Source organism: Mycolicibacterium bacteremicum, from assembly GCF_002086115.1.
In the GTDB taxonomy this organism is placed as follows: Bacteria; Actinomycetota; Actinomycetes; order Mycobacteriales; family Mycobacteriaceae; genus Mycobacterium; species Mycobacterium bacteremicum.
This window is the reverse complement of the sequence record NZ_MVHJ01000003.1, coordinates 213,497-238,977: the sequence shown is the minus strand read 5'-3', so window position 1 is coordinate 238,977 and position 25,481 is coordinate 213,497. Positions and strand designations below refer to the sequence as shown.

Genomic DNA, 25,481 nt, shown 5'->3' with positions numbered 1-25,481 from the left:
CCGATCAGGGGCAGACGCCGACTTCCTCGGCCACCGGATCCTGTTGCGGGGACAACATTTCCACGATGCGCGCGGTCACCGCCGCGGCCGTCGGGTGCTCCCACAGCAGCGTCGGCGGCAGTGCCAGGCCGGTCTTGCGCTCCAACTGTTTGCGCAGCGCCACCGTCATGATCGAGTCGACGCCGATCTCGGCGAGCGGCAACCGTGGATCCACTCCGTCCTCGGACAGCCCGAGTTCGGCGGCGACGGTGGCCAGCACCAGCTCGGCGACCCAGACGGCGGTGTCCACCCCGTCGCGACCCGGCTGCACCGCGGCGGCGCCGCCGGTGTCCTGGGTATCGGCCGGGGCGATATCGGCCAACATCGGCACCGACGCGGCGTCGGCGTCGACCGGCAGCACCACCACATGCGCCTGGTCGGCGCGCATCGCGAGATCCAACGCGCGCATGGCGTCGTCGGGGCCGACGACCCCCATGCCGAGCGCGCGCAGCTGCGCCGCCACGAAGCTCGACGTCGACCCCATGCCCAGCCCACGCCACGCGGTCCAGGCCACCGCGGTGGTGCGGTCCCCGAGGCTGCGACGGTGCTGGGCGAAGGCGTCGAGGTAGGCATTGGCGCAGGCATATGCGCCCTGGCCGGGGAAGCCGGCCAGGTAGCCGCACGACGAGAACAGCACCAGCCAGTCCAGCTCGCCCGGCGGGAACACCTCGTGCAGGGTCAGCGTGCCGTCGACCTTCGGGCGCATGGCGGCGGCGAAGTCCTCGGCCGTGGTGGCGGGCAGCAGCGCGCCGGCCTCGACACCGGCGGCGTGCACGACGCCGCGCACCGGCGGCAGATCCCGCAGGGCCGCGCGCAGTGCGTCGGCGGCACCGGGCGCGGCGATGTCGACCGCGACCACCCGCACCGACACCCCGCGTTCCTCCAGCGCCAGGATGGTGCGCGCGGGCTCGGCCTCGACGTCCCAGGCCGAACGATCGGTGACTCCGCGCCGCGACAGCAGCACGATGCGCCGGGCGCCGAGATCGGCCAGCCGGGCCGCCACCCGGGCGCCCAGCGCGCCGGTGCCGCCGGTGATCAGATAGCTGCCCGCCGGTGAACAGCTCAGCGGCAAGCCACGATTGGACTCGGCGTGCGTCAGCCGTGCGGTCAACGCGATGTCGTCGCGGACCACGACGACCCCGTTGCCGGCCAGTTCTGCCAGGACACCGAGTGGCAGGCTGTCATCGGCCACATCGATGACCCCGCCCCACAGGCCGGGATGTTCGGCCGCGGCGATGCGGGAGAAGCCCCACAGTGGTGAGCCGCTGACATCGCTGCCCTCGTAGACGCCGCGGGTCAGGGCCCACAGCTGAACGTCCGAGTGACGCTGCAGCACGGTGGTCAACGTCGCGTGCACCGCGGTGACAGCGTCCAGCGGTGCATCCCCGGTCCGCGGCAGCACCAGCACCACCGCGCCGGGGGCCAGCGTCGCAGGGATCTCCTCCGGCGTCTTGCACAGCCGGTGTTCGACATCGGCGGCGGCCAGATCCCGCATGCACCAGGCCAGCGTCTGCGCATCGCCGCCGACCAGGATAACCTGCGGCGGGCGGGCCGCGGTCTGCCATGGTGTGGGATGCCAGGCCAGCTGCTGCATCATCCGGGTGACATCGTTGCCGCCCGGGTTCTCCAGTTCGTCGAAGTACATGCCGGTGATGGCGCCGAGCACGGTGCCGGTCGCATCGGCGATGCTGACATCGGCAAGTGTGCCGGCGCCACGTCGGATGTGCAGTACGGCGGTACCGATGGGGTTGGCGCGCAGCGCAACCCGGTCGATGCGGGCGGGCATGCGCAGCCGTAGCGGGGCATCGAAGATGATGGAGGCCGCGGAGGTGGCCGCGTCCAGCAGACCGGCCCAGGTGGCCGGTGCCGAACCGTCGGGCTCGGGCCGCACCACGGCCAACAGCTCGCCGTCACCGCGGCGTAGATCGGTGATCTCCCAACCGAAGCCCATCGCGGCCACCCCGAGACCGGCCAGGGTGTCGATCACGTGACCGGCGGGCAGCGTCTGGCCGCAGCGGGCACGTAACTCGGTCAGATCGAGGTCGGCGGGCAGCGGCACCGGTTCGGCGGTGACCGCGGTGCAGTGGGTCAGCCACCCGTCGGACGCAGCGCCGTCGGAGGTCTGGATGCTCGACGCCAGCGTCAGCGCGCGGTCCTGCAGGACCACCTGGATGTTGCGGGCCCGGCCGGGAGCCACCGGGGTGCGCAACCGGACGTCGGTGATGTCGCTGCCGGCTGTGCCGGATGAGCCGCTCGCGGCTGTGCTGGATGAGCCGCTCGCGGCTGTGCTGGATGAGCCGCTCGCGGCTGCGGTGCTAAATGCGCTGCCCGCAGCGGCCAGAAACGTGTTCAGCAGCACCGCGGCCGGGACGATCTCGGTGTCCTGGACCGGGTGATCACCGGGGTAGGGGCGGGTGGACATGTCCAGCTGGCTCTGCCACACCCTGGCCGGCACCGCCGCGGTCACCTCCAGGCGCCCGCCCAGCAGCGTGTTCGAGTCCTGATCGTGCACGGCGCCGCCACCCGGCGGGGTGGCCGGCGTGCGCCAGAACTGCCGGTGCTGCCACTGGTTGCCGGGCAGACCGGCGGCCCAGCGGGTGTGTGTGGGAGCGAGCGCGACGGGCGCGCCGTAGCAGTGCAGAGCGGCGATCGCCGTGGTCACCGAGCGCACCTCCGGCATGTTGCGTCGGTGCAGCGGCAGCACGCCGTGGTCGTCGAACCCGTTGTGCGACAGCGTGTCCACGATCGAATGCGAGACCACCGGGTGGGCGGCGATCTCCAGGAACAACCGGTGCCCGTCCTCGGCGGCGGCGGTGACGGCCTCGGCGAAGCGCACCCGGCCACTCAGGTTGGCCACCCAGTAGTCGGGGCCGCGCTCCGCGGTCGAGCGCGGATCGGCCAGCGCCGTGCTGTACAGCGGCACCGTCGGGGCCTGCGGGCGCAAGGTGGCGGTCAGCCGCGCCAGTTCGGGGGTGAGCGCGTCCATCGCGGGACTGTGGAAGGCCACATCGGTGTTCACCGCACGGGTGACGATGCCCAGCGCCGTCCAGTCCTCGACGACCCGGCCGACGGCGTCGGTGGTGCCGGAGATGACGGTCGATTCGGGGGCCGCGCTGATGGCGGCCACCACATCGGGATTACCGCGCAGACGCGATTCGGCATCGGCGAACGACAGCGCGGCCAGCGCCATCGCGCCCTGCCCCTGCACCGCGCGGAAGCCACGGGCGCGGTAGCAGGCCACCTTCGCACCACTGATCAGATCGAACACCCCGGAGATGACGCAGGCGGCCACCTCACCGACCGAATGCCCGATCACCGCGGCCGGAGCCGCGCCGCGCGAACGCAGCACCGCGGCCAGACCGACCTGCATCGCAAACGTCAGGGCCTGCACCTGATCGGTGCCGCCGTGATCACCGCCGGCCAACGCACGCCGGGCCGAAAAGCCGAGTTCGGTCGCGAAGACCGGCTCGATCTGGTCGATGACGGCGGCGAAAGCGGGCTCCTCGCGCAGCAATTCGGCGCCCATGCCGACCCAGTGCGAACCGTGCCCGGAGCACACCCACACCGCTCCGTGCTCGGCGCCGGGCACCACCGACCCGGTGGCCACCGAACTGTGGCGTTCTCCGGCGGCCAGCGCGTCCAAACCCGCGACCAGCTCCCGGTGATTCGCGGCGATGATCGCGGCGCGTACCGGTTCCGCGGAGCGGCGCCCCCACATAGTGCCCGCGACATCGGTGACGTCGTGATGGCCGGCACGCAGGTGGTCAGCCAGCGCCCCGGCGTTGACCGCCAACCGCCGGGTGGACCGGCCCGAGACCGGAATGACATGCAGCGCAGGGGTTTCTGATTTCGGGCCGGGGGAGCTCGGCGGAGCCTCCTCGAGCAGGACATGCGCGATGGTGCCGCCGTAGCCGTAGCTGCACACCGCGGCCCGGCGCGGTGTCGCGCCCCGCGGCCACGCCTCGGTCTCGGTGTTCACCCGCAGCCCGTTGGTGGTCCAGTCCACGGCGGTGGTCGGGGTCCGCACGCCGGCGGTCGGGGGCACTGCCTCGTGATGCAGCGCGAGCGTCGCCTTGACCAGGCCGACCACCCCGGCCCCACCCTCGAGGTGCCCGGTGTTGGGCTTGGCCGACCCGACCAGACAGGGCTGCCCGGCCGGCCGGCCGGCTCCGTAGACCGCCGACAACGCGGTGAGCTCCACCGGGTCACCTGTCGGCGTCCCGGTGCCGTGGGCCTCCACGTACCCGATGCTCGCCGGGTCGATACCCGCGGTGGCGCAGGTGCGTCGGAACATGTCCTCCTGGGCCGCACCGTTGGGCGACATGATGCCCACTGTCCTGCCGTCCTGGGCGACCGCACCGCCGCGCACCACGGCGAGCACGCGGTCGTTTTCCCGTCGCGCGTCGGCGAGGCGTTTGAGCACCACGACCGCCGCGCCCTCGCCGCGGCCGTAACCGTCGGCGGCGTCGTCGAAGGATTTGCACCGGCCGTCGGACGCGGTGGCGCCGGCCACGTCGAGCACCCGGGTCAGACCGGGGCCGATGAGTGCGCTGACGCCGCCGGCCAGGGCCAGCGAGGTCTCCCCGGCGCGCAGCAGCTGACAGGCCTGGTGCACCGCCACCAGGGAGGCCGCGCAGGCCGCATCGAGAGCGACGCTGGGCCCGCGCAGGTCCAGCAGATGCGATACCCGGTTGGCAATTCCGCACAGCGCGGTGCCGATTCCGGTCCAGGCCTCGATCCCGGGGAGGTCTTCCATGACGAGCTTGCCGTAATCATCGGAGTTGACGCCCATCAGCACGGCGGTGTCGGTGCCGGCCAGGGCGCGCGGCGGGACACCGGCGTCCTCCAGTGCCTCCCAGCTGACCTCCAGCGCCAGTCGCTGCTGCGGATCCATCAACTCGGCCTCGCGCGGCGAGACACCGAAGAACTCGGCGTCGAAGCCGGGCAGATCGGACAGGAAGCTGCCGAACGGGGTGGTGGCCTTCAGAATCGCGGCATTGCGCGGGTCGCGGCGCAGATAGGGCTCCCAGCGATCGGCCGGAACCTCGCTCACGGCGCTGGCACCGTCGAGCAGGAACCGCCAGAACTCCTCGGGGGTGTTGACATCCCCGGCCAGCCGGCACCCGATGCCGATGATGGCGATCGGCTCCAGGGTGGGTTCGGAGTCAAGCGTCACGGCTGTGGATCCCTCTCATGGTGGGCGTGTGCACCGATGGTGGCACGCATCGGCTCCGCACGGCGGGCTACGTTGTGTGCCGCGCAGCACACCGCAGGCCGAGAACCGCACTGCGTGAGTGCATTACCGATCACGATGAACTCAGCTGCGCGATGATCTGCTTCTTGTCGACCTTGCCGACCGCGGTCTTGGGCAGCGTCGGCAGCGCGGCCAGCATGTCGGGCTTGGTGTGGGCGGACACACCACGGGCGTCCAGGAAACTGTTCAGTTCGGCCAGGGTGATCGGCTTGCCGGAGAAAACGACTGCAGCGCAGATCTTTTCGCCCAGATACTCGTCGGGCATGGCGACCGCTGCCGCGGCGTAGATCCCCGGATGGGCGAACAGGTGCTCCTCCAGGTCGGAGGCCGACACCGTCTCGCCGCCGCGATGGATGACGTCCTTGATCCGGCCGGTCACCTCCACGTACCCGGCCTTGGGTCCGTCGGTGAAGATCCGGACCCGGTCCCCGGAGCGGTAGAACCCGTCCGGACTGAACGAACGGGCGTTGGCCTCCTCGGCGCGGTAGTAGCCGTTGATGGTGTACGGCCCGCGCACCAGCAATTCGCCCTCCGCGCCGGGGGCGACATCGGCACCGGACTCGTCGACGACCCGCATCTCGTCGTGCGGGGACATCGGCCGGCCCTGGGTGTGCAACAGCACCTCGACCGGATCGCCGGGCCGGGTGAAGTTCAGCATGCCCTCGGCCATACCGAAGATCTGGCTCAACCCGGGGGTCAGGTTGTCCAAGATGAACTTGGCCTCCTCGGCCGTCATCCGGGAACCGCCGACCTGGACCACCCGCAGCGAGGTCGGCAGCACCGGCTCCCAGTCGCAGGCCTGCGCCCACACCTTGGCCAGCGCGTTGACCAGCCCCGTCACCGTCACCTGGTGCTTGTCGATCAGCGCGAAGGCATTCTCCGGGCTGGGGTCGGTGGTGAAGACGGTGGCGGCACCGACGGTCATCGCGCCGAGCAGGCCGGGGCAGCCCAGCGGGAAGTTGTGCCCGGCGGGCAGCGCGACCAGGTAGGTGTCCGCACTGGTCATGGAGTACGCCTGCGCCGAGGCCACGGCGGTGTAGACGTAGTCGTCGTGGGTGCGCGCGATCAGCTTCGGCAACCCGGTCGTGCCACCGGAGACCAACAGCAGGGCGGGCCGGGCCGGGTCGAAGTCCGCGCGGGGCGCGCGGGCCGGCCGCGGACCGGGCTCGGTCAGCGCCGACCACGCCAGGTACGGACCAGGCTCGCCGTCGACGATGACGTGCTGCAGCGCGGGATGCTCGGCCTGCAACTGGGCGGCCATCTCGCGGAAGTCGAAACCGCCTGCGGTGTCCGGAATCAGCAGCCCCACCGCGCCGCTGATCTCGGCGAAGTGGCTCAGTTCGGCGGCCCGGTGCCCGGACAGGCACATCACCGGTACGACGCCCGCGCGCAGCAGTCCGAACAGGGCGACGGCGAATTGTGTGGTGTTGGGCAACTGCAGCAGCACCCGGTCGCCGGAGCGCAGCCCCAGCGCGGTCAGCCGGGCGGCCACCACGTCGGCGATGGCGTCCAGTTCGGCGAACGTATAGCTGCGCCGGGAATCGACGATCGCGCGGGCGTCCGGCCATCGGTCGGCTGCGTTGCCGAGAATGGAATCCAGCGGCGAACCCGTCCAATAGCCTGCCTCGCGATAAGCGGCGGCGCGATCAGCCGGAAACGCGACGAAACCGTCGGTCAGATCGTCGCGTTCCTTCGGAAAAACCGTGCTCATGCGGGATAAACCCTGTCTCTGGGTAGGTGCGATGCCGATACGAATATAGGGTAGCCTCACTGCAGTTAGGACAGCCTGTACTAAATCTGCGGAGGAATAGCGTGGCCGTCGCTGCGACGACATCGGAAACGGTTCGGGCCGAGGTGGCCGAACTTCTCGGGATCCCGGCGGATTCGCTGGACCCGAATGCTGATCTCATCGCCTCCGGACTCGACTCCATCCGGATGATGTCGCTGTCGGGCCGCTGGCGTAAACAGGGCATCGAGGTCGGGTTCGCCGCGCTGGCGGCCAACCCCACCGTGGCCGCCTGGCAGGCCCTGGTCGCCGAGCACGCGCCGGCGGCGCCGGTCGCCGATCCGGCGGTGGCCGACGGCGCGGACGACGATCCCGGTGCTCCTTTCCCGTTGGCCCCCATCGCCCACGCGATGTGGGTGGGCCGCCACGGCGAGCAGGAGCTCGGTGGGGTGGCCGCGCACCTGTACGTCGAATTCGACGGCACCGGAGTAGATCCCGAACGACTCCAGCGCGCGGCCACGAAACTCGTTGCCCGCCATCCCATGCTGCGCCAGGAGATCCTGCCCGACGGCACCCAGCGCATCAGCGACCGGGGTCTGCCGGTCACCGTCTACGACCTGCGGTCCGCGGCCGACGCCGACGAGCGCCTGGAGCGCATCCGCGACGACAAGTCGCATCAGCTGCTCGACGACGAGGTGCTGCAGATCGCGCTGTCGCTGTTGCCGGACGGGAAGACCCGGCTGCACGTGGACATGGACATGCAGGCCGCCGACGCGGTGAGCTACCGCAACTTCATGGCCGACCTGGCCGCGTTCTACCGCGGCGCCGACCTGCCCGAGCTCGGGTACACCTACCGCGAATACCGCAACCGGTTGACCGCGAGCACGCCGCCACCCTCGGAGGCCGACCGGCAGTGGTGGGCCGAGCGCATTCCGGATCTGCCGGAACCACCCGCGCTGCCGCTGGTTCCGCGCGCCGAGCAGCAGAATCCGTTGCGCAACATCAGGTTGTGGCACATCTTCGACGTGCCGACCCGGGACGCGCTGTACGCCAACGCGCACAAACGCGGCATCACCCCGGCCATGGCCGTCGCGGCCGCCTACTCCAATGCGCTGGCCCGCTGGTCGACCGACTCACGCTTTCTGCTCAACCTGCCGATGTTCGGCCGCGAGCCCTACCACCCCGATGTGGACAAATTGGTCGGCTGCTTCACCTCCTCGCTGATGCTCGACATCGATCTCACCGAGACCCATACCCCGGCGGCGCGCGCCCGCGCCGTGCAGGAGGTCCTGCACGAGACCGCCGCGCACTCGTCGGTGTCCGGGCTGAGCGTCCTGCGCGACATGAGCCGCCACCGCGGCACCCAGACGCTGGCGACCATCGTCTACACCAGCGCCCTCGGCCTCGGCGACCTGTTCGCCGGCGATGTGACCGACCAGTTCGGCGAGCCGGTCTGGACCATCTCGCAGGGCCCGCAGGTGCTCATCGACGCGCAGGCGACCCCGCTGGCCGACGGGCTGATGATCAACTGGGACGTCCGGGTCGAGGCGTTCCCGCCCGGCGTGCCGGAGGCGATGTTCGCCTACGAGGTGGCCGAACTGGCGCGGCTCGCCGCCGACGACGCGGCCTGGGACGCTGTCGACCCGCCGGCGGTGAGCGAGCAGTCGCGCGCCGTGCGTGCCGCGGTCAACTCGAACACGGCGGCCCCGAGCGGTGACAATCTGGTCGACGGCTTCTTCCGCAACGCCGAAGCGACGCCGGACGCCACGGCGCTGATCGCCTCCACCGGAACCCTGACCTACGCCGGGCTCCGGGACAAGGTGCTGGCGGTCGCCGGTTCGCTGCAGGCCCACGGTGTCGGCCGCGGCGACATCGTCGCGGTGCTCGGACCCAAGGGTGCCGAACAGATCCCCGCGCTGCTGGGCATCCTGACCGCCGGCGCGGCCTACCTGCCCATCGGGGTCGACCAGCCCGCCGACCGCGCCGCCCGCATCCTGGACACCGCGGGCGTCGCCTGCGCGCTGATCTGCGGCAGCCAGACACCCGAGGTGATCACCGGCGCCGGCCTGCCGTACCTGCACGTCGGTCAGGCAAGCGCTGCGACAACGGAATTCGAGCCCGTCACCGGGTCCCTCGACGATCTGGCCTACGTGCTGTTCACCTCGGGGTCCACCGGCGAACCCAAGGGGGTGGAGCTCACCCACGACGCGGTGATGAACACCCTGGAATTCCTCTACCGGCATTTCGACATCGGAGCCGACGCCCGGGCATTGGCACTGTCGCATCTGGAGTCGGACATGTCGGTCCCCGACGTGTTCGGCACGCTGCGCGTCGGCGGGGCCATCGTGATGGTCGACGAGGAGTATCGGCGTGACCCGGACACCTGGGCGCGGCTGATCGCCGAGCACCGGGTGTCGGTGGTGAACTTCCTGCCCGGCTGGCTGCAGATGCTCACCGAGGTTCCCGGCGATCTGTCGTCCCTGCGCGTCGTGCTCACCGGTGGTGACTGGGTGCGCCCGGACATGGTGCGGGCGCTGCGCGCCCGGGCGCCGCAGATGCGGTTCGCCGGTCTCGGTGGTGCGACCGAAACCGCGGTGCACGGCACCATCTACGAGATCGGACCGCAGGCCGAGATTCCGGCGACGTGGCCTTCGGTGCCCTACGGCGTGCCGTTCGACAACAACGCATGCCGGGTGGTCAGCCCGTCCGGTGCGGACTGTCCCGACTGGGTACCCGGCGAACTGTGGTTCGCCGGCCGCGGCATCGCCCGCGGCTACCGCGGCCGCCCCGACCTGACCGCCGACAAGTTCGTCGAGTACGACGGGCGGACCTGGTACCGCACCGGCGATCTGGCCCGGTACTGGCCCGACGGCACGCTGGAGTTCATCGGCCGCACCGATCACCGGATCAAGCTCAGCGGCTACCGCATCGAACTCGGTGAGGTCGAGGCCGCGCTGGCCCGGGTTCCGGGGGTGGGTGCGGCGGTCGCCGCGGTGGTCCCGGTGCCGGGTGGCGCGGATGTGCTCGGTGCGCTGGTGCGCGTAGACGACCCGGCCCACGAACCCGATGCCATCGCCGCCGCCTTGGCCGAACTGGTTCCGGCACACATGATTCCGCAGCTGATCGTGCCCGTCGACCGGATCCCGTACACGATCGGTGGCAAGATCGACCGCAAGGCGGTGGCGCTGCGGCTGGCCGAGGCCGAACTACCCGCCGAACGCGGCTACCGTGCACCGACGACCGCGCTGGAGACCGCGGTGGCCCGCATCATGAGCGAGCTGCTGGGTCGCGACAGCATCGGCATCGACGACGACTTCTTCGGCCTCGGCGGTGATTCGGTGATGGCGACCCAGGTGGTGGCGCAGGTGCGCGACTGGTTGGACACCCCGACGATCATGGTTCCCGATGTCTTCGCGACCCGGACGGTCGCGGCCCTGGCGCAGCGGCTGACCGAACGGGAGGCCGACGGTCAACGCCTGGAGCTGGTGGCCGAGCTGTATCTGGAGGTCGCCGACATGGACGAGGCCGCCGTCGAGTCCGAGTTGCACACCGCGGGAATGTCGTGAGCGACACCGACCTGACGTTCAAGCCCTGGGTCAAACGGTATCCGACGTCCGCACCCGGTGCCGGTGCCACGCTGGTATTCCCGCACGCAGGCGGGGCCGCGCTGGCCTACCGCTCCTTCGGCACCGCGCTGGCCGCGGCCGGGTCCGACGCCTATGTGCTGCAGTACCCGCAGCGCGGTGACCGCCTGACCCACCCTGCGCAGGCGACCGTGGGGGAGCTGGCCGCCGACCTGTTCGCCGCCGGTGACTGGGCCGGTCTGGGTCCGCTGCGGCTGTTCGGGCATTGCATGGGCGCGGTGGTGGCCTTCGAGTTCGCCCGGGTGGCCGAACAGCACGGTGCCGATGTCGCCGCCCTGTGGGTATCGGCCAGCGAGGCACCGTCGACGGTGGCGGACGCCCCCGATCTGCCGATGGCCGAGAGCGAAATCCTCTCCGAGATGGTCGATCTCGGCGGCACCGACCCACAACTGCTGGCCGACGACGACTTCGTCGAGCTGTTGCTGATGGCGGTGCGAGCGGATTACGCCGCGTTCAACCGGTATGCCTGCGGCGCCGAGATCCGCATCGGCGCCGACATCCACACCCTGGGCGGTGCGAGCGATCACCGCATCGACGAGAGCATGCTGCGGCGCTGGGAGGGCCACACCAGCGGGGCCTTCACGGTCTCGATGTTCGATGGTGGGCACTTCTACATCAACGACCACACCGCAGAGGTGGCGGAGCTCGTCAATGCCCTGTGATACGAGCGTGCGATGAGTGCTGAGAACAGCGATCCGGTGGTGATCATCGGAATGGCCGTCGAGGCTCCCGGTAATGTCGACTCGACCGACGGCTACTGGGACCTGCTGGCCGGCCGCCGCGAAGCCCTCGGACCGTTCCCGGACGACCGTGGCTGGTCGATCGCTGACCTGCTGGACGGATCCCGGCGCGACGGCTTCAAAAATATTCATGATCTCGGTGGATTCCTCACCGGCGCAGCTGCATTCGATCCGGCGTTCTTCGGGATCTCACCGCGGGAGGCCACCGCCATGGATCCCCAGCAGCGGGTGGCGCTGCGATTGGCCTGGCGCGCTCTGGAGCACAGCGGCATCAACCCCGACGAGCTGGCCGGCCAGGAGGTCGGGTGCTACATCGGTGCCTCTGCGCTGGAGTACGGCCCCGCACTGAGCGAATATTCGCACCACAGCGGGCATCTCATCACCGGTACCTCGCTCGGCGTGATCTCCGGCCGGATCGCCTACACCCTGGACCTGGCCGGGCCCGCGATCACCGTGGACACCTCCTGCTCCTCGGCGCTGGCGGCCCTGCACACCGCTGCCGCGGCCATCCGCAACGGCGACTGCGAGATGGCGCTCACCGGCGGGGTCTGCGTGATGGGCACCCCGGGCTATTTCGTCGAATTCTCCAAACAGCACGCGTTGTCCGACGATGGACATTGCCGGCCCTACAGCAGCGCGGCCAGTGGCACGGTATGGGCCGAGGGCGCGGGCATCTTCGTGCTGGCCCGTCGCTCGGCGGCGCTGCGCGACGGCCGACGGGTGCTGGCCGAGGTACTCGCGACCGGCGTCAACTCCGACGGCCGCACCGTCGGGCTGACCGCCCCCAGCGGCACGGCGCAGGAGCGGTTGTTCACCCGCGCCCTGCAACGCGCGGGCGTGCGTCCCGACGATGTCGGCATGGTCGAGGGTCATGGCACCGCCACCCGGCTCGGAGACCGCACCGAACTGCGCGCCCTGGTCAAGACCTACGGTGCCACCACCCGGCCCGGCACCGGCGCGCTGCTCGGCTCGGTGAAATCCAATATCGGGCACACCCAGGCCGCAGCCGGCGCACTCGGTCTGGCCAAGGTGATCGTCGCCGCCCAGCGCGGCGCCGTCCCACCCAGCCTGCACACCGAGCAGGCCAGCCGCGAGATCACCTGGGATGGGCAGGGCCTGCGGCTGGCCACCGAGCTCACCGAATGGCCTGCGCGCCAGGGTCGCCGGATCGCAGCGGTCTCGGCGTTCGGGATGAGCGGCACCAACACGCACGCCATCGTGGCCGTGCCCGACGACGGGGAGGCCGCCTGATGGCCGCGCCCGGCGACGGCACCGGGTGCCCCGACGGCCGGACTCCGGTGCTGCTGAGCAGCCATGCTGCAGACCTGATCGGTACCGACGCCGCCGCCATCGCCGGTTACCTGCGGCGCCGGCCCGCGATGAGCGATGTCGCCCGGGTGGCCGCCACCCTGCGGCGCACCCGCCGGGTGCGCAGGCACCGCGCGCTGATCCGCGCCGCCGACATCGCCGAACTCATCGGCGCGCTGGAGGCGGTGGCGGCCGGGACCGAGCACCCGCTGGTGACCCGCAACGATCGCAACGAGACCGGACGGATCGCGTTCGTGTTCCCCGGCCAGGGCAGCCAGTGGCCCTCCATGGGTGTCGAGGCGTACGCCGAACTGCCCGTCTACGCCGCCGAGGTCGACCGGTGCGCCGCCGCGTTCGACGCCGCCGGGTACGCCTCGCCGCTGGCCTATCTGATGGCCGATTCCGGCGCCCGCACCAATGATTTCAGCCAGGTGCAGATCCAAGGTGCCCAGTTCGTGCACGGCGTCGCCCTGGCCAGGGTGTGGCAATCCTTCGGTGTCACCCCGGATCTCACGGTCGGCCACAGCCTCGGCGAGATCGGCGCGGCCCACATCGCCGGAGCCGTGACGCTCGCCGACGCGGTGGCCGTCGTGCACGCCCGCGCCACGCTGTTGGACCGGCTGACCGGTCCCTACCGGGTGGCGGTGCTCGGTGTCGACCCCGAGCGGGCGCAGGCCGAGATCGACGCCACTCCCGGTTGGCTGGAACTGTCCGTCGTGAACTCCGCCTCCTCGGTCGCGGTGTCCGGTGACACCGACGCCGTGGCCGCGGTGGTCCGTCGCGTCGCGGCCGACGGGGCGTTCGCCCGCGAGATCGAGATGTGGTTCCCCGCGCACACCAGCAAGCTCGACCCACTGCGCGCGGACCTCCAAACACTGCTCCCGGCAGGGGCCTTCGGCGCCGCATCGGTACCGTTCATCGGTTCGGCCACCGCGCAGCCGATCAAGGCCGGTACCGATTTCGCCGAATACTGGTACGCCAACCTGCGCAGCACCGTTCGCTTCGACGATGCGATCCGCGCCGCCGTGCAGACCGGGGCGGGCACGTTCATCGAGATGTCGGCGCACCCCGCGCTGCTGTTCGCGATCGGCGACACCCTCGACGGACCCGACGGCGACGCGGGGGCGTTGGTGCTGGGCACCGGGCGCCGCGACGAACCGCTCGTCGAGCGGCTGGCGGCCAACCTGAGCGCAGTGGACGTGTCGGCCGGCCGGCAGCGATGCAGCGCCACGGTCGCCGGTGACCCCGCCCTGCTACCGGACTTCCCCTTCGCGCCCATGCACGAGCGGTACCACTGGGCCACCCCGGACCCGCTGCCGCCGATACCGGGCCTGCGGGTGCAGCGTGAGACCTGGGAAGCCGTGATGACCCCCGTCGCCGCGGCGCGCGCGGCCGCGGTGATCGATCTCGGTGTTGCGCCGGATCTGGTTGCGGCCCTACAAGTTCGGATGCAGACGGCGGCCCCCGCGGATGCCGAGCTGTTGATCCTGCTGGCCCCGGACACCGATGAGCTCGATGCCGCCGCCGCCGGGCGCGAGCTGGCCGCCCTCGTCGACGGCGGGCTGCTGGGCTACACCGCGCACGTCGGCGCGCGGGTTCGCGACATCTGGCTGATCACCGTCGGCGGTGAGCAGGTGCGCGAGGGTGAACCGGGACCGCTGCCCCTGCAGGCCGCGCTGGCGGCCATGCATCGCAGCATCGGGCTGGAACATCCCGATCAGCAGTTCGGTCACCTGGACCTACCGTCCTGGCAGCTCGACGACGCCACCGCCGCGCTCGCGGTCGACGCACTGCACGGCACACCGGCCGAACTGGCGGTGCGACATACCGACTCCGGGCCGGGGCTGTTCCGGCGCGGAGCGATCGAGACCGGGCTGCGGACCCCGCGGTGGAGTGCTGCCGGTTTCGACGAGGTGGTCATCACCGGCGGATCGGGTTCGGTCGGCACGCAGTTCCTGCGTTACCTGGCCGCGCACGGCGCGCGGCGCATCGTGCTGCTGGGCCGCGGTCCGGCCGATACACCGCACGTCGACGGCGTCGAGGTGCTCGCTGCGCGGTGCGATATCACCGATCCCGCCGCGCTCGCCACCGTCGCAGCCGAATTCGGCGGTGCCGGAGCGAGCCTGGTGATCCATGCCGCCGGTGCGGCGCGCATCACCGGGTACCGCGACCTCACCGGCGCCGATGTGGACGCCACGACGGCGGCGAAGGTCACCGGGCTGGCCAACATCGCCAGGATCTGGCCGCTGCGGGCCGATGCCCGGATCATCGTCTGTTCGTCGGTGTCGGGCCTGTGGGGCGGGGCGGGACATGCCGCCTACGCCGCCGCCAACCGGCTCGCCGACGTGCTGACCGCACAATTGCGGGCCGAGGGCAGACACGCCACCGCGGTGCGCTGGGGCCTGTGGCCGGGCAACGGCATCATCGACGCGCCCGAGATCGACCGCGTGCAGCGGTCCGGTCTCCGGCCGGTGGACCCCGAACGGGCCATCGAGTCGGTGCTGCGCGACATCGCCGGCGACCCGCTGGTGTTCACCGCCGATGCCGAACGGCTACACCAGTTCCTCGGCGATCACGCGACCGTGCCGGGCCCGGTGGCGCCCAGCCCGGTCGAGCCGTCGCTGGACGGGTTGGACGCGGCCGGTGTGCTCCGGGTGGCTCTGACCGCGGTGCTGAAGCTGCCGGAACAGATCACCCCGGAGCCCTCGGCTTCCCTGCTCGACCTGGGTGTCGACTCCCTGTTGGCACTCGACCTACGAAAGAAGCTCAAGAACACCACCGGCGCGAATGTGCCGCTGGCGGCGATCCTCGGCGGCGCGACCGTCGCCGAGGTGATCGAGCACATGCAACGAACCACAGAAGAAGGCACGCATCCGTGACTGACACATCCATGACCCCGTCGCTGCGCTCGCCCCAGGAATCCATGACCCCGTCGCTGCGCTCGCCCCAGGAATCGACCCCGTCGCTGCGCTCGTCAAAAGATGCCGCCGATCCGCGCCTGGAACTGATGCGGCGCAAGCTCGCCGAACGCGGGCTGGCGGCCACCCCGGCCGCCCCGGCCGCGCGGGCCGGACTGTCCGACGGTCAGCGCCGGATGTGGTTCGTGCAGTCCTTCGACCCGACCGGTGTGCTGCTCAACATCAGCCTGTCCTACCGGCTCACCGGGGCCCTGGACGCCGACCGGCTACACACCGCACTGCAGGCCGTCGCGCGCCGGCACCCGCTGCTGCGCACCACCTACAGTGCCGACGAGAACGGCGAGCCGCAGGAGACCCGGCACGAGGATCTGCAGCCGGCCTGGGCATTTCACGACCTCACCGCGATGTCGGAGCGGGCAAGGGGGCTGCGGCTGGAGGTGTTGGCGCAACGCGAATTCGGCACCGCGTTCGACCTGACGACCGACTCACCGCTGCGCATCACGCTGATCCGGCTGACACCGGACGAGCACATGATGCTGCTGGTCGCCCATCACATCGCCTGGGACGACGGGTGCTGGCGGATTTTCTTCGCGGACCTGACCCGCGCCTATGAAGGCGTCGCGCTGGGACCCACCCCCGCCGCGCCTCCCGTGCCCGCCGACACCGGCGACGAGGACCTCGCGCACTGGCGGGCGGTGCTGACCGACCCGCCTGAGCCGCTGGAACTTCCGGGCCCGACGGGGTCGGCGGTGCCGACCGCCTTCCGCTCCCAGCGCAGCACCCTGACCCTCGCGCCGGGAACCGTCGCGAAGGTCACCGACCTGGCGCGCGAGACCGGGTCGACCCCGTACATGGTGCTGCTGGCCGCCTTCGGCGCACTGATCCACCGCTATACGCACACCGACGACTTCCTGATCGCCACCCCGGTGCTCAACCGCGGCTCCGAGGACGCGTTGGGTTACTACGGCAACACCGTCGCCATGCGGCTGCGCCCGCGGGGTTCCGAGGGATTCCGGGATCTGCTGGCGGCCACCAGGGACACCGCCCTGGGCGCATTCGCCCACCAGCGCATCAACCTCGACCGTGTGGTGGCCGAGCTCAACCCCGACCGTCGGCACGGCGCCGAACGGATGACCCGCATCAGCTTCGGGTTCCGCGAACCCGACGGCGGGGGCTTCCGCCCCGACGGTGTGCACTGTGTGCGCGGTGAGTTGCGCGGCCACGTCACCCAGCTGCCGCTGGGCTTCATGGTCGAGTGGGACGCGAGCGAGAACGGCATCGTCACCGTCGAAGCCGAACACCTCACCGAGATCATCGGCGCCGACCTGGCGGCCCGGATGCTCGACTCGTTCGCCGTGCTGCTCGACGCCGCACTCGCCGACCCGGACCGTGCCCTGGCCCGACTGGATCTGTTGTCGCCCGCCGACGCCGAGTGGCTGCGCGCGGTGTCGACCGGCGAGCACTTCGAGACGCCGCCGTTGACCCTGACCCAGGCGGTCGAGAACCAGGTCGCCGAAACGCCGGACAACACCGCCGTGGTCTACGAAGGCCGCCACTACAGCTACCGCGAGCTCAACGAGACGGCAAACCGGTTGGCGCACTGGCTGATCGACAAGGGCATCGGGGCCGAGGACCGCGTCGCGGTGCTGATGGACAAGTCGCCGGAACTGGTGATCAGCGCGCTGGGCATCATCAAGGCCGGCGCGATCTACCTTCCGGTCGATCCCGGGTACCCCGAAGATCGGCTCGGCTACATCCTGGCCGACTCGGATCCGAAGGTCGTGCTGCGCGAACTGCCCACCGAGTTGGCCGGCCACCGCGCCGACAACCCGACCGACGCCGACCGGGTGCGTCCGCTACGCCCGGAGAACACCGCCTACCTGATCTACACCTCGGGTTCGACCGGCCTGCCCAAGGGTGTGCCGGTGCCGCATCGGCCCGTCGCCGAGTATTTCGCCTGGTTCGGCGACGAGTACCAGGTGACCGAGGCCGACCGGCTGCTGCAGGTGGCCTCCCAGGGTTTTGACGTGTCGATCGGTGAGATCTTCGGCATGCTCGCCGCCGGCGCCCGGCTGGTCATCCCCAAGCCCGACGGTCTCACCGACATCGGTTATCTGACCGACCTGCTGCGCACCGAGGGCGTCACCTCGATGCACTTCGTACCGTCGCTGCTCGGCCTGTTCCTGTCGCTGCCCGGTGTCAACGAATGGCGCACCCTGCAACGCGTCCCCATCGGCGGTGAGGCGCTGCCGGGCGAGGTCGCCGACAAGTTCCACGCGACGTTCGATTCGTTGCTGCACAACTTCTACGGACCGACCGAGACCGTGATCAACTGCTCGCGGTTCAAGGTGGAGGGCAAACAGGGATCGCGGATCGTGCCGATCGGCACCCCGAAGATCAACACCACCATCCACCTGCTCGACGACTACCTGCAGCCGGTACCGGTCGGTGTGATCGGCGAGATCTACATCGGCGGAACGCATGTCGCGCACGGCTACCACCGCCGCTGGGGGCTGACCGCGGAACGGTTCGTGGCCGATCCCTTCAACCCGGGTCAGCGTATGTACCGGTCCGGCGATCTGGCCCGCCGCAATGCCGACGGGGACATCGAATTCGTCGGCCGCGCCGACGAGCAGGTCAAGATCCGCGGGTTCCGCATCGAGCTCGGCGAGGTCGCGGCCGCGATCTCGGTCGACCCGTCGGTCGGGCAGGCCGTCGTCATTGCCGCCGATGTGCCGGGTCTGGGCAAGAGCCTGGTCGCCTATGTGACCCCGGCCGCCGACGGCGCCGCGGTCGAGATCGACCGGATCCGCAGCCGGGTCGCGGCCGCCCTGCCCGAGTACATGATCCCGTCGGCCTATGTCGAGATCGACGAGATCCCGATCACCGCGCACGGCAAGATCGACCGCACGGCCCTGCCCGAACCGGAGATCTCGGCGGCCACCGCCTACCGCGAGCCGGGCACCGACACCGAGCGGCAGGTGGCCGCACTGTTCGGTGAGCTGCTGGGCCGTGAGCAGGTCGGCGCCGACGACTCCTTCTTCGAACTCGGCGGACATTCGCTGCTGGCCACCAAGCTGGTCGCCGCCGTGCGCTCGCGCTGCCGGGTCGACGTGGGGGTGCAGGAGATCTTCGAGCTGGCCACCGTCGGCGCGATCGCCGGCCACATCGATGCCGTCACCGCCGCCGGGGGCCGCTCGGACCGCCCCCCGATGGTGGCGATCGGGCACGAGGGTCCGCTGCAGATGTCGGCGGCCCAGCTACGGCAGTGGTTCCAGTTCCGCATCGACGGGCCCAACCCGGTCAACAACATCCCGTTCGCGGCCAGGTTGACCGGCCCCACCGACCCGGCCGCCTTCGTCGCCGCGATCAACGATGTGGTGGCCCGGCACGAGATCCTGCGCACCACCTACCGCGAAATCGATGGCGCGCCCTACCAGATCATCAGTCCGGTGGCGGACGTCCCGGTGCGCCGCGCCCGCGGCGACGGTGAGGACTGGCTGCAGGCCGAGCTCACCGCGGAGCGCCGGTACTGCTTCGATCTGGAGAACGACCGGCCGATCCGCGCCGCGGTGCTCAGCACCGGCGAGCACCATGTGCTGTCACTGGTGGTGCATCACATCGCCGCCGACCACTGGTCGGCGGGCGTGCTGTTCACCGATGTGCTGACCGCCTACCGGGCCCGCAGTGCCGGGCAGGCACCGGAATTCGAGCCACTGCCGGTCCAGTACGCCGACTACGCGGCCTGGCAGGCGCAGCTGCTGGGTGGCCAGACCCCCAGCATCGAGGCGCAGCGCGACTACTGGGTCGAGCAGCTGTCCGGGCTGCCCGAGGAGAACGGCCTGCGCCCGGACTTCCCGCGGCCGCCGGTCCCGGACGGCGAGGGCGACGCGCTGCCGTTCACCATCGACACCGCTACCCGCGCCAAGCTCGCCGAGCTGACCCGCGAACTGGGCATCACCGAGTTCATGCTGCTGCAGGCCGCCGTCGCGGTCGCGCTGCACAAGGCCGGTGAGGGCACCGACATCCCGCTGGGCACCCCGGTGGCCGGGCGCACCGAGCCCGAACTCGACGGGCTCATCGGCTTCTTCATCAACATCCTGGTGCTGCGCAACAACCTGGACGGCAACCCGACCGTGCGGGAGGTGCTGCGCCGGGCCCGGGAGATGGCGCTCGGCGCCTACGCCCACCAGGATCTGCCGTTCGACCGGGTCGTCGAGGCGGTGGCGCCGGTGCGCTCGCTGTCGCGCAACCCGCTGTTCGGTGTCGTCGTGCACGTCCGCGAGGAACTACCCGCCGATCGGGTGATCGCCACCGGACCCGATGGTGCCGGCGAAACCCGTTTCACCGCATTGGAACCGACCTTCGACGTGGCGCATGCCGATCTGTCGCTGAACTTCTTCGCCGAGACCGCCCCCGACGGCAGCCCGGCGGGATACCAGGGCACGGTCATCTACCGCACCGAGCTCTACCGGCCGGACACCGCTGCGCGGCTGGTCAGCTGGCTGGGACGGGTCATCGAGGCGTTCGCGGACGACCCCGGTGCCACCCTGCGCGATATCACCATTGCAGGCGGCGATGACGCTGTCACACGGTTCAGCCGCGCCACCGCGCCGCGGCCGGGCCTGCCGCAGACCGCCGGAGCCGACCGGGTCTTCGTGCTCGACGAGTGGCTGACGCCGGTGGCCGTCGGTGTCGCCGGCGAGCTGTACTACGCCGGTGGCGCCATCGACGCGGCCGCCGCGTCCGCGTCGCCGGCTCTGGCGTGCCGCTACCCGGCCAATCCGTTCGGCGATGGACACCTCTATCGCACCGGCGACCGGGCGCGCTGGACCGCCGACGGTGCGTTGCAGTACCTGGAGAGCGGCGACCCCGCGGTGCAGGCCGCATTGGAGGCGGTGCCCGGGGTGGCCGCCGCGCTGACCCGGACCTGGGAGACCCGCAGCGGCCCGGTGCTCGGTGGATACGTGGTGCTCGCCGACGACGTCACGGAGTTCGACCGCAGCGCACTGCCCGAACACCTTGCGGCACTGCCGGTCACCGTGCTGGACGCGTTGACCGACGCGCTGCCCCGACCCGTCGTCACCGCGACCGCACCGAGCGAGCCGGCCCGCACCGACACCGAACGCGCACTGGCGGCCATGCTGTCCGACCTGCTCGCGGTGGAGGAGTTCGGTCGTCACGACGACTTCTTCACCCTGGGTGGCGACAGCATCCTGGCGGTGCAGTTGGCCGCGCGCGCCCGCGACGCCGGTGTGCCGCTGACCGCCCGAATGGTGTTCGAGCATCCGGTGCTGGCCGAACTCGCTACCGCCGTCGACGCCAAGGCGGGCCAGGCCGTCGCAGCGGACACCCACCACGCACCGATGGCGGCCTCCGGGCTGTCGCCGGACGAACTGGCCGCCCTGACCGCGGGATGGAGTAGCGACCCGCAATGAGCGACAAGCCGGCCATCATCGACGTGATGGCGCTCAGCCCGCTGCAGCAGGGGCTGTATTCGCTTGCCGGACTGACCGACAGCGAAGCGGGAGCCGACCCGTATTTCATCGCCATGGCCGCCGACGTGTCCGGGAAGTTGGACGCCGATCTGCTGCGGTCGTGTGCCGAGGCGATGTTGCAGCGCCACCCCAACATCCGGGTCAGCTTCTTTCAGGGCAACCTGAGCAGGCCGGTGGCCGTCGTGCCCGCGACCTTCGAACTGCCCTGGCAACACGTCGTGGTCGCCGATGCCGACGAGGCCGCCGCGCTGGAACTGCAGGCCCGCACCCGGCCTTTCGACCTGGCGCGCGGACCGGCCATCCGGTTCCTGCTGGCCGAACTTCCCGACGCGCGCTGGCGGCTGGTGGTCGTCGCCCATCACATCGTGATCGACGGCTGGTCGCTGCCGGTGTTCGTCAGCGAGCTCATGGCGCTCTACGGCGCAGGCGGCGACACCGCGGTGCTGCCCGCCGCCCGGCCGTACCGGGACTACATCGGCTGGCTGGCCGCGCGTGACCCGCAGGTCAGTCGGCAGCGCTGGCGCACACACCTGGACGGGCTGGACGGGCCGACGATGCTCACCCCGGCGCTGTCCGGCGAGTCCGCCGGCGGACTGCCCGAGCGCACCGAGACCGACCTCGACGAGCGGACCACCGAGCAGTTGTTCGAGGCCGCCCGCGCCCGCGGGGTCACGGTCAGCACGCTGTTCCAGATGGCCTGGGCCACCATCCTTTCGGCGTTCACCGATCGCGATGACGTGGTGTTCGGGGTGACGGTCTCGGGGCGGCCCGACGAACTGTCCGGGGTCGAGTCGATGGTCGGACTGTTCATCAACACGGTGCCGCTACGGATCCGGCTGCGCCCGGGCGAGCGGGCCGGCAGCCAGTGCCTGGCCGTGCAGCGCGAAGCCGCCGAGATGCGTGACCACAGCTTCCTCAGCCACGCCGAGATGCGCACCGCCGGCGGCATCGGCGAGATGTACGACACCCTGCTGGTGTACGAGAACTTCCCGCCCGGCGGTCTGGTCGGCAGCGGAGAGTTCGCGATGGGTGATGCGGTGATCCGGCCGGCGGCCTTGGAAAGCCTGTCGCACTTCCCGGTGACGATCGCCGCCCACCCCACCCACGGCCGGCTGACCGTGCTCGTCGAAACCCTGGACGGCGCACTGGGTCTGCTCGACCCGGCGACGCTGGCGCAGCGCGTACTGGTGGTGGTGCAGCGGTTGCTGGCCGGCTGGGACCGGCCACTGCGCGATATCGCCGTCACCCTCGACGGTGAGATCGATGTCACCGCGACTCAGTCCGTGCCGGCCGCCGACGGCATCCACACCGTGATCGCCGCGGTGGCCGCCGAGCGACCGGATGCCCCCGCGCTGAGCTGGGATTCCGGCACCCTGACCTACCGAGAACTCGACGCCGCAGCCGACCGGGTGGCCGCCGAACTGCAGCACAGGGGAGTGACCGACGAAACGCCGGTGCCGATCCTGCTGCCCCGCGGACCCGATTACGTGGTCGCGATGCTCGGCGTGCTCAAGTCCGGCGGGCTGATCGTGCCGCTGGATCCCGGGATGCCGGCCGAACGCATACAGGAGATCATCGCGCAGACCGGTGCCGACGTCGTCGTAAATGAGGCACTGCTGGCCGGCGTCGGTGACGCCGCGGGCTTGACCGATGTCACGGTCCGCCCCGGGCAGGGCGCCTACATCATCTTCACCTCGGGCACCACCGGAAAACCGAAGGGCGTCATCGGAACTCACCAGGCGGTGCTGGCCTACGGCGCCGACCACGCCGCCCGGATGCTGCGGCCGGCGCGCAACCGGCTGGGCCGCGACCTGCGGATCGCGCACGCCTGGTCGTTCACCTTCGACGCGGCGTGGCAGCCGCTGGTGGCCCTGTTCGAGGGGCACTGCGTACACATCATCAGCGATGGCGTGCAACGGGACGCCGAGGCGCTGGTCGCCGAGATCGGGCGGTTCGGCATCGACATGATCGATACCACCCCGTCGATGTTCAGCCAGTTGCGCGCGGCCGGTCTGCTGTCGACCGTGCCGTTGGCTGTGTTGGCCCTCGGCGGGGAGAACATCGACACCGCCGCGTGGCAGGGCATCCGCACCGAATGCGATCGCAGCGGAATGCGCGCGCACAACTGCTACGGGCCGACCGAGACCACCGTCGAGGCCGTCGTCGCCGCGATCGCCGACCACCCGCAACCCTGTATCGGGGAACCGACCGCCCCGACCACCGCCCACGTGTTGGATTCCTGGCTGCGCGCGGTCCCCGACGGGGTGGCCGGCGAGCTCTACCTGAGCGGCGGGCAACTCACCCGTGGTTATCTCGGCAGGCCCGGAGAGACCTCGGCCCGGTTCATCGCCGATCCGACCCACCCGGGCCGACGGATGTACCGCACCGGCGACATCGTGCGCAGGCTGCCCGACTCGGGCGCACTGCAGTATCTGGGGCGCAGTGATGACCAGGTGAAGATCCGCGGATTCCGGGTGGAGCCCGGCGAGGTGATCGCCGCGCTGTACCGCCACCCCGCGGTACGGCACGCCCATGTCGCGGTGCGCCGGCACCGCAGCGGGCCACGGCTGACGGCGTACGTGGTGCTCGCCGATCCCGAGACGGGAGCCGGCACGGGCGCAGTCAGCACCGCCGACCTGCGCCGCATGCTCACCGCGACGTTGCCCAGATACCTGGTGCCGCACCACATCATCGACGTCGAGCAGATTCCGTTGACCTCGCACGGCAAGGTCGACGACAGGGCGCTGGCCGCGCTCGATGCCGACCGCGGGGTGGGGGCGGCCGCGGAGTTCGCCGCGCCGGGCACCGAGACCGAGATCGTGATCGCCGAGGTGCTCGCCGAACTGCTGGACACCCGCATCGTCGACGTCAACGCCGACTTCCTGGATCTTGGGCTGGACAGCATCGTCGCATTGTCGGTGGTGCAGGCCGTACGCCGGCGCGGAATCACGTTGCGGGCCAGGTTGATGCTCGAATGCGCGACCGTACGGGAGCTGGCCACCGCCATCGACACCGATGTGGCGGCCGAGCCGATCGACGTCGACGATGCCGGCCCCATCCCGTTGCTGCCGGCCGGACACTGGCTGCTGGCCCACGGTGACGCCCGTCGGCTGGCCCAGACCGAGGCGATCCGGATGCCCGCCGATGTCACGCGGGAACGCCTGGAGATGTTGCTGGGCACTGTGATCGACGGTCACGAGGCGTTGCGCTGCCGGCTGGACCGCGCCACGATGAGCCTGGTCGAGCAGCCGCGGGAGGCCGGCGTGCTCACCGAGGCGAGCGTGTCCGGCGACCTGGCCGTCGCCGTCGCCGACCACACCGACGCGTCCATCCAGCGGCTCGATCCCGAGCGCGGCACGATGTTCGACGCGGTCTGGCTGCACCACGACAGCGGTGCCGAGGTGCTGGTGCTGACCGCGCACGTCCTGGCGATGGACCCGGCATCCTGGCAGATCGTGCTCGGTGAACTCGAAACCGGTTGGCACGCACTGGCTGCCGGGCACAAGCCGGCGCCGGTGCGCGAGCACACATCGCTGCGACAATGGTCCCGGTTGCTCGCCGAACGCGCCTTGAAGCTGGACACCTGCGAATTCTGGGAACGCCAACTCGATGGTCCGGACCCCGATCTCGGTGCCCGGCGGGTGCGCCCGGACACCGACCGGGCCGCCGATGCCGAGATCAGCATGGCGTTCGTCGGCCGCGCGGTCACCGCTGAGGTACTGGCCGCACCGGCGGGTGTGCCCGCGGTGCTGGCGGCCGCGACGGCACGGGCCATCACGGCATGGCGGCGCCTACGTGGGCATGCCACGCCCACACCGCTGCTGGCCATCGAAACCCACGGCCGCGCCGATATCGCCGTGTCGACCGGGCTGGCCGACGACTCGCGCCAGATCGACACCGGCGACACCGTCGGGCTGCTCAGTGCCATCTACCCGGTGCGGCTGACGGCGCAGGACGCCCTCGGGGTGGCGGCCGAACTGGACGCCGTCCCCGGCGACGGGATCGACTACGCGTTGCTGCGTCACCTGCGCACCGACACCGCCGAACGGCTTGGCGCACATCGCGATCCACAGCTCATGCTGAACTATCTCGGCCGGCTCCGGCAGGTGCCGGGACGCTCGGCGCTGACCGTGGACCGCGCCCTGCTCAACGAGGTGTCCCGGATACCCGAGCCGAATCTGGCCATCCGCCACGAGATCACGCTGAACGTGCTGATCATCGACAAGGACGGTGCGCCCGTGCTGGGAACGCAGTGGCGCACCCTGCCCGACATTTTTTCTGCCGACGACGTCGCCACCATGCAGGCGTTGTGGCAGGACGCTCTACGAGAGGTGATTTCATGATCGAGGTGTTC

Annotated in this window: 8 protein-coding genes; 6 read left to right on the top strand and 2 right to left on the bottom strand. The window is 70.8% G+C overall.

What is annotated here, in order from left to right:
• Positions 1-4: 4 nt before the first annotated feature.
• Together BST17_RS05190 and BST17_RS05185 are read right to left on the bottom strand one after the other, a co-directional pair.
• Positions 5-5,215 carry a type I polyketide synthase gene (locus BST17_RS05190; RefSeq protein WP_083055861.1) on the bottom strand — a complete coding sequence of 1,737 codons (5,211 nt, stop codon included), beginning with the start codon at positions 5,213-5,215 and terminating at the stop codon, positions 5-7.
• Positions 5,216-5,345: 130 nt separating this feature from the next.
• The gene (locus BST17_RS05185; RefSeq protein ID WP_083055860.1) at positions 5,346-7,004 is read right to left on the bottom strand and encodes a (2,3-dihydroxybenzoyl)adenylate synthase; all 1,659 of its coding nucleotides are present in this window, start codon (positions 7,002-7,004) and stop codon (positions 5,346-5,348) included.
• A gap of 101 nt (positions 7,005-7,105) precedes the next feature.
• Between BST17_RS05185 and BST17_RS05180 the strand changes: the two genes are divergently transcribed.
• The 6 genes from BST17_RS05180 (at position 7,106) to BST17_RS05155 (ending at position 25,470) form a co-directional block, all read left to right on the top strand.
• Entirely contained in the window at positions 7,106-10,585 is a 3,480-nt protein-coding gene (locus tag BST17_RS05180; protein WP_083055859.1) for a non-ribosomal peptide synthetase, read from the top strand.
• Positions 10,582-11,325, top strand: coding sequence for a thioesterase II family protein (locus BST17_RS05175; RefSeq protein WP_083055858.1), 744 nt, complete (start codon positions 10,582-10,584; stop codon positions 11,323-11,325). Before BST17_RS05180 ends, BST17_RS05175 begins: the two co-directional genes overlap by 4 nt.
• Positions 11,326-11,337: 12 nt before the next feature.
• A complete protein-coding gene (locus BST17_RS05170; protein WP_083055857.1) occupies positions 11,338-12,654 on the top strand; it encodes a beta-ketoacyl [acyl carrier protein] synthase domain-containing protein in 1,317 nt (438 codons plus the stop codon).
• Positions 12,654-15,590, top strand: coding sequence for a mycobactin polyketide synthase MbtD (gene mbtD / locus BST17_RS05165; RefSeq protein WP_083055856.1), 2,937 nt, complete (start codon positions 12,654-12,656; stop codon positions 15,588-15,590). Before BST17_RS05170 ends, mbtD begins: the two co-directional genes overlap by 1 nt.
• A gap of 128 nt (positions 15,591-15,718) precedes the next feature.
• Positions 15,719-21,067, top strand: coding sequence for a non-ribosomal peptide synthetase (locus tag BST17_RS05160; protein ID WP_234807550.1), 5,349 nt, complete (start codon positions 15,719-15,721; stop codon positions 21,065-21,067).
• Positions 21,064-25,470: a non-ribosomal peptide synthetase gene (locus BST17_RS05155; protein ID WP_083055855.1), complete on the top strand. Its 4,407-nt coding sequence runs from the start codon at positions 21,064-21,066 to the stop codon at positions 25,468-25,470. Before BST17_RS05160 ends, BST17_RS05155 begins: the two co-directional genes overlap by 4 nt.
• The last annotated feature ends 11 nt before the right edge of the window (positions 25,471-25,481 follow it).

Bases quoted from the DNA above. Each gene is read 5' to 3' on its own strand.
- mbtD (WP_083055856.1), top strand. From the start codon at position 12,654: ATGGCCGCGCCCGGCGACGGCACCGGGTGCCCCGACGGCCGGACTCCG.
- BST17_RS05155 (WP_083055855.1), top strand. From the start codon at position 21,064: ATGAGCGACAAGCCGGCCATCATCGACGTGATGGCGCTCAGCCCGCTG.
- BST17_RS05170 (WP_083055857.1), top strand. From the start codon at position 11,338: ATGAGTGCTGAGAACAGCGATCCGGTGGTGATCATCGGAATGGCCGTC.
- BST17_RS05160 (WP_234807550.1), top strand. From the start codon at position 15,719: ATGCGGCGCAAGCTCGCCGAACGCGGGCTGGCGGCCACCCCGGCCGCC.
- BST17_RS05185 (WP_083055860.1), bottom strand. From the start codon at position 7,004: ATGAGCACGGTTTTTCCGAAGGAACGCGACGATCTGACCGACGGTTTC.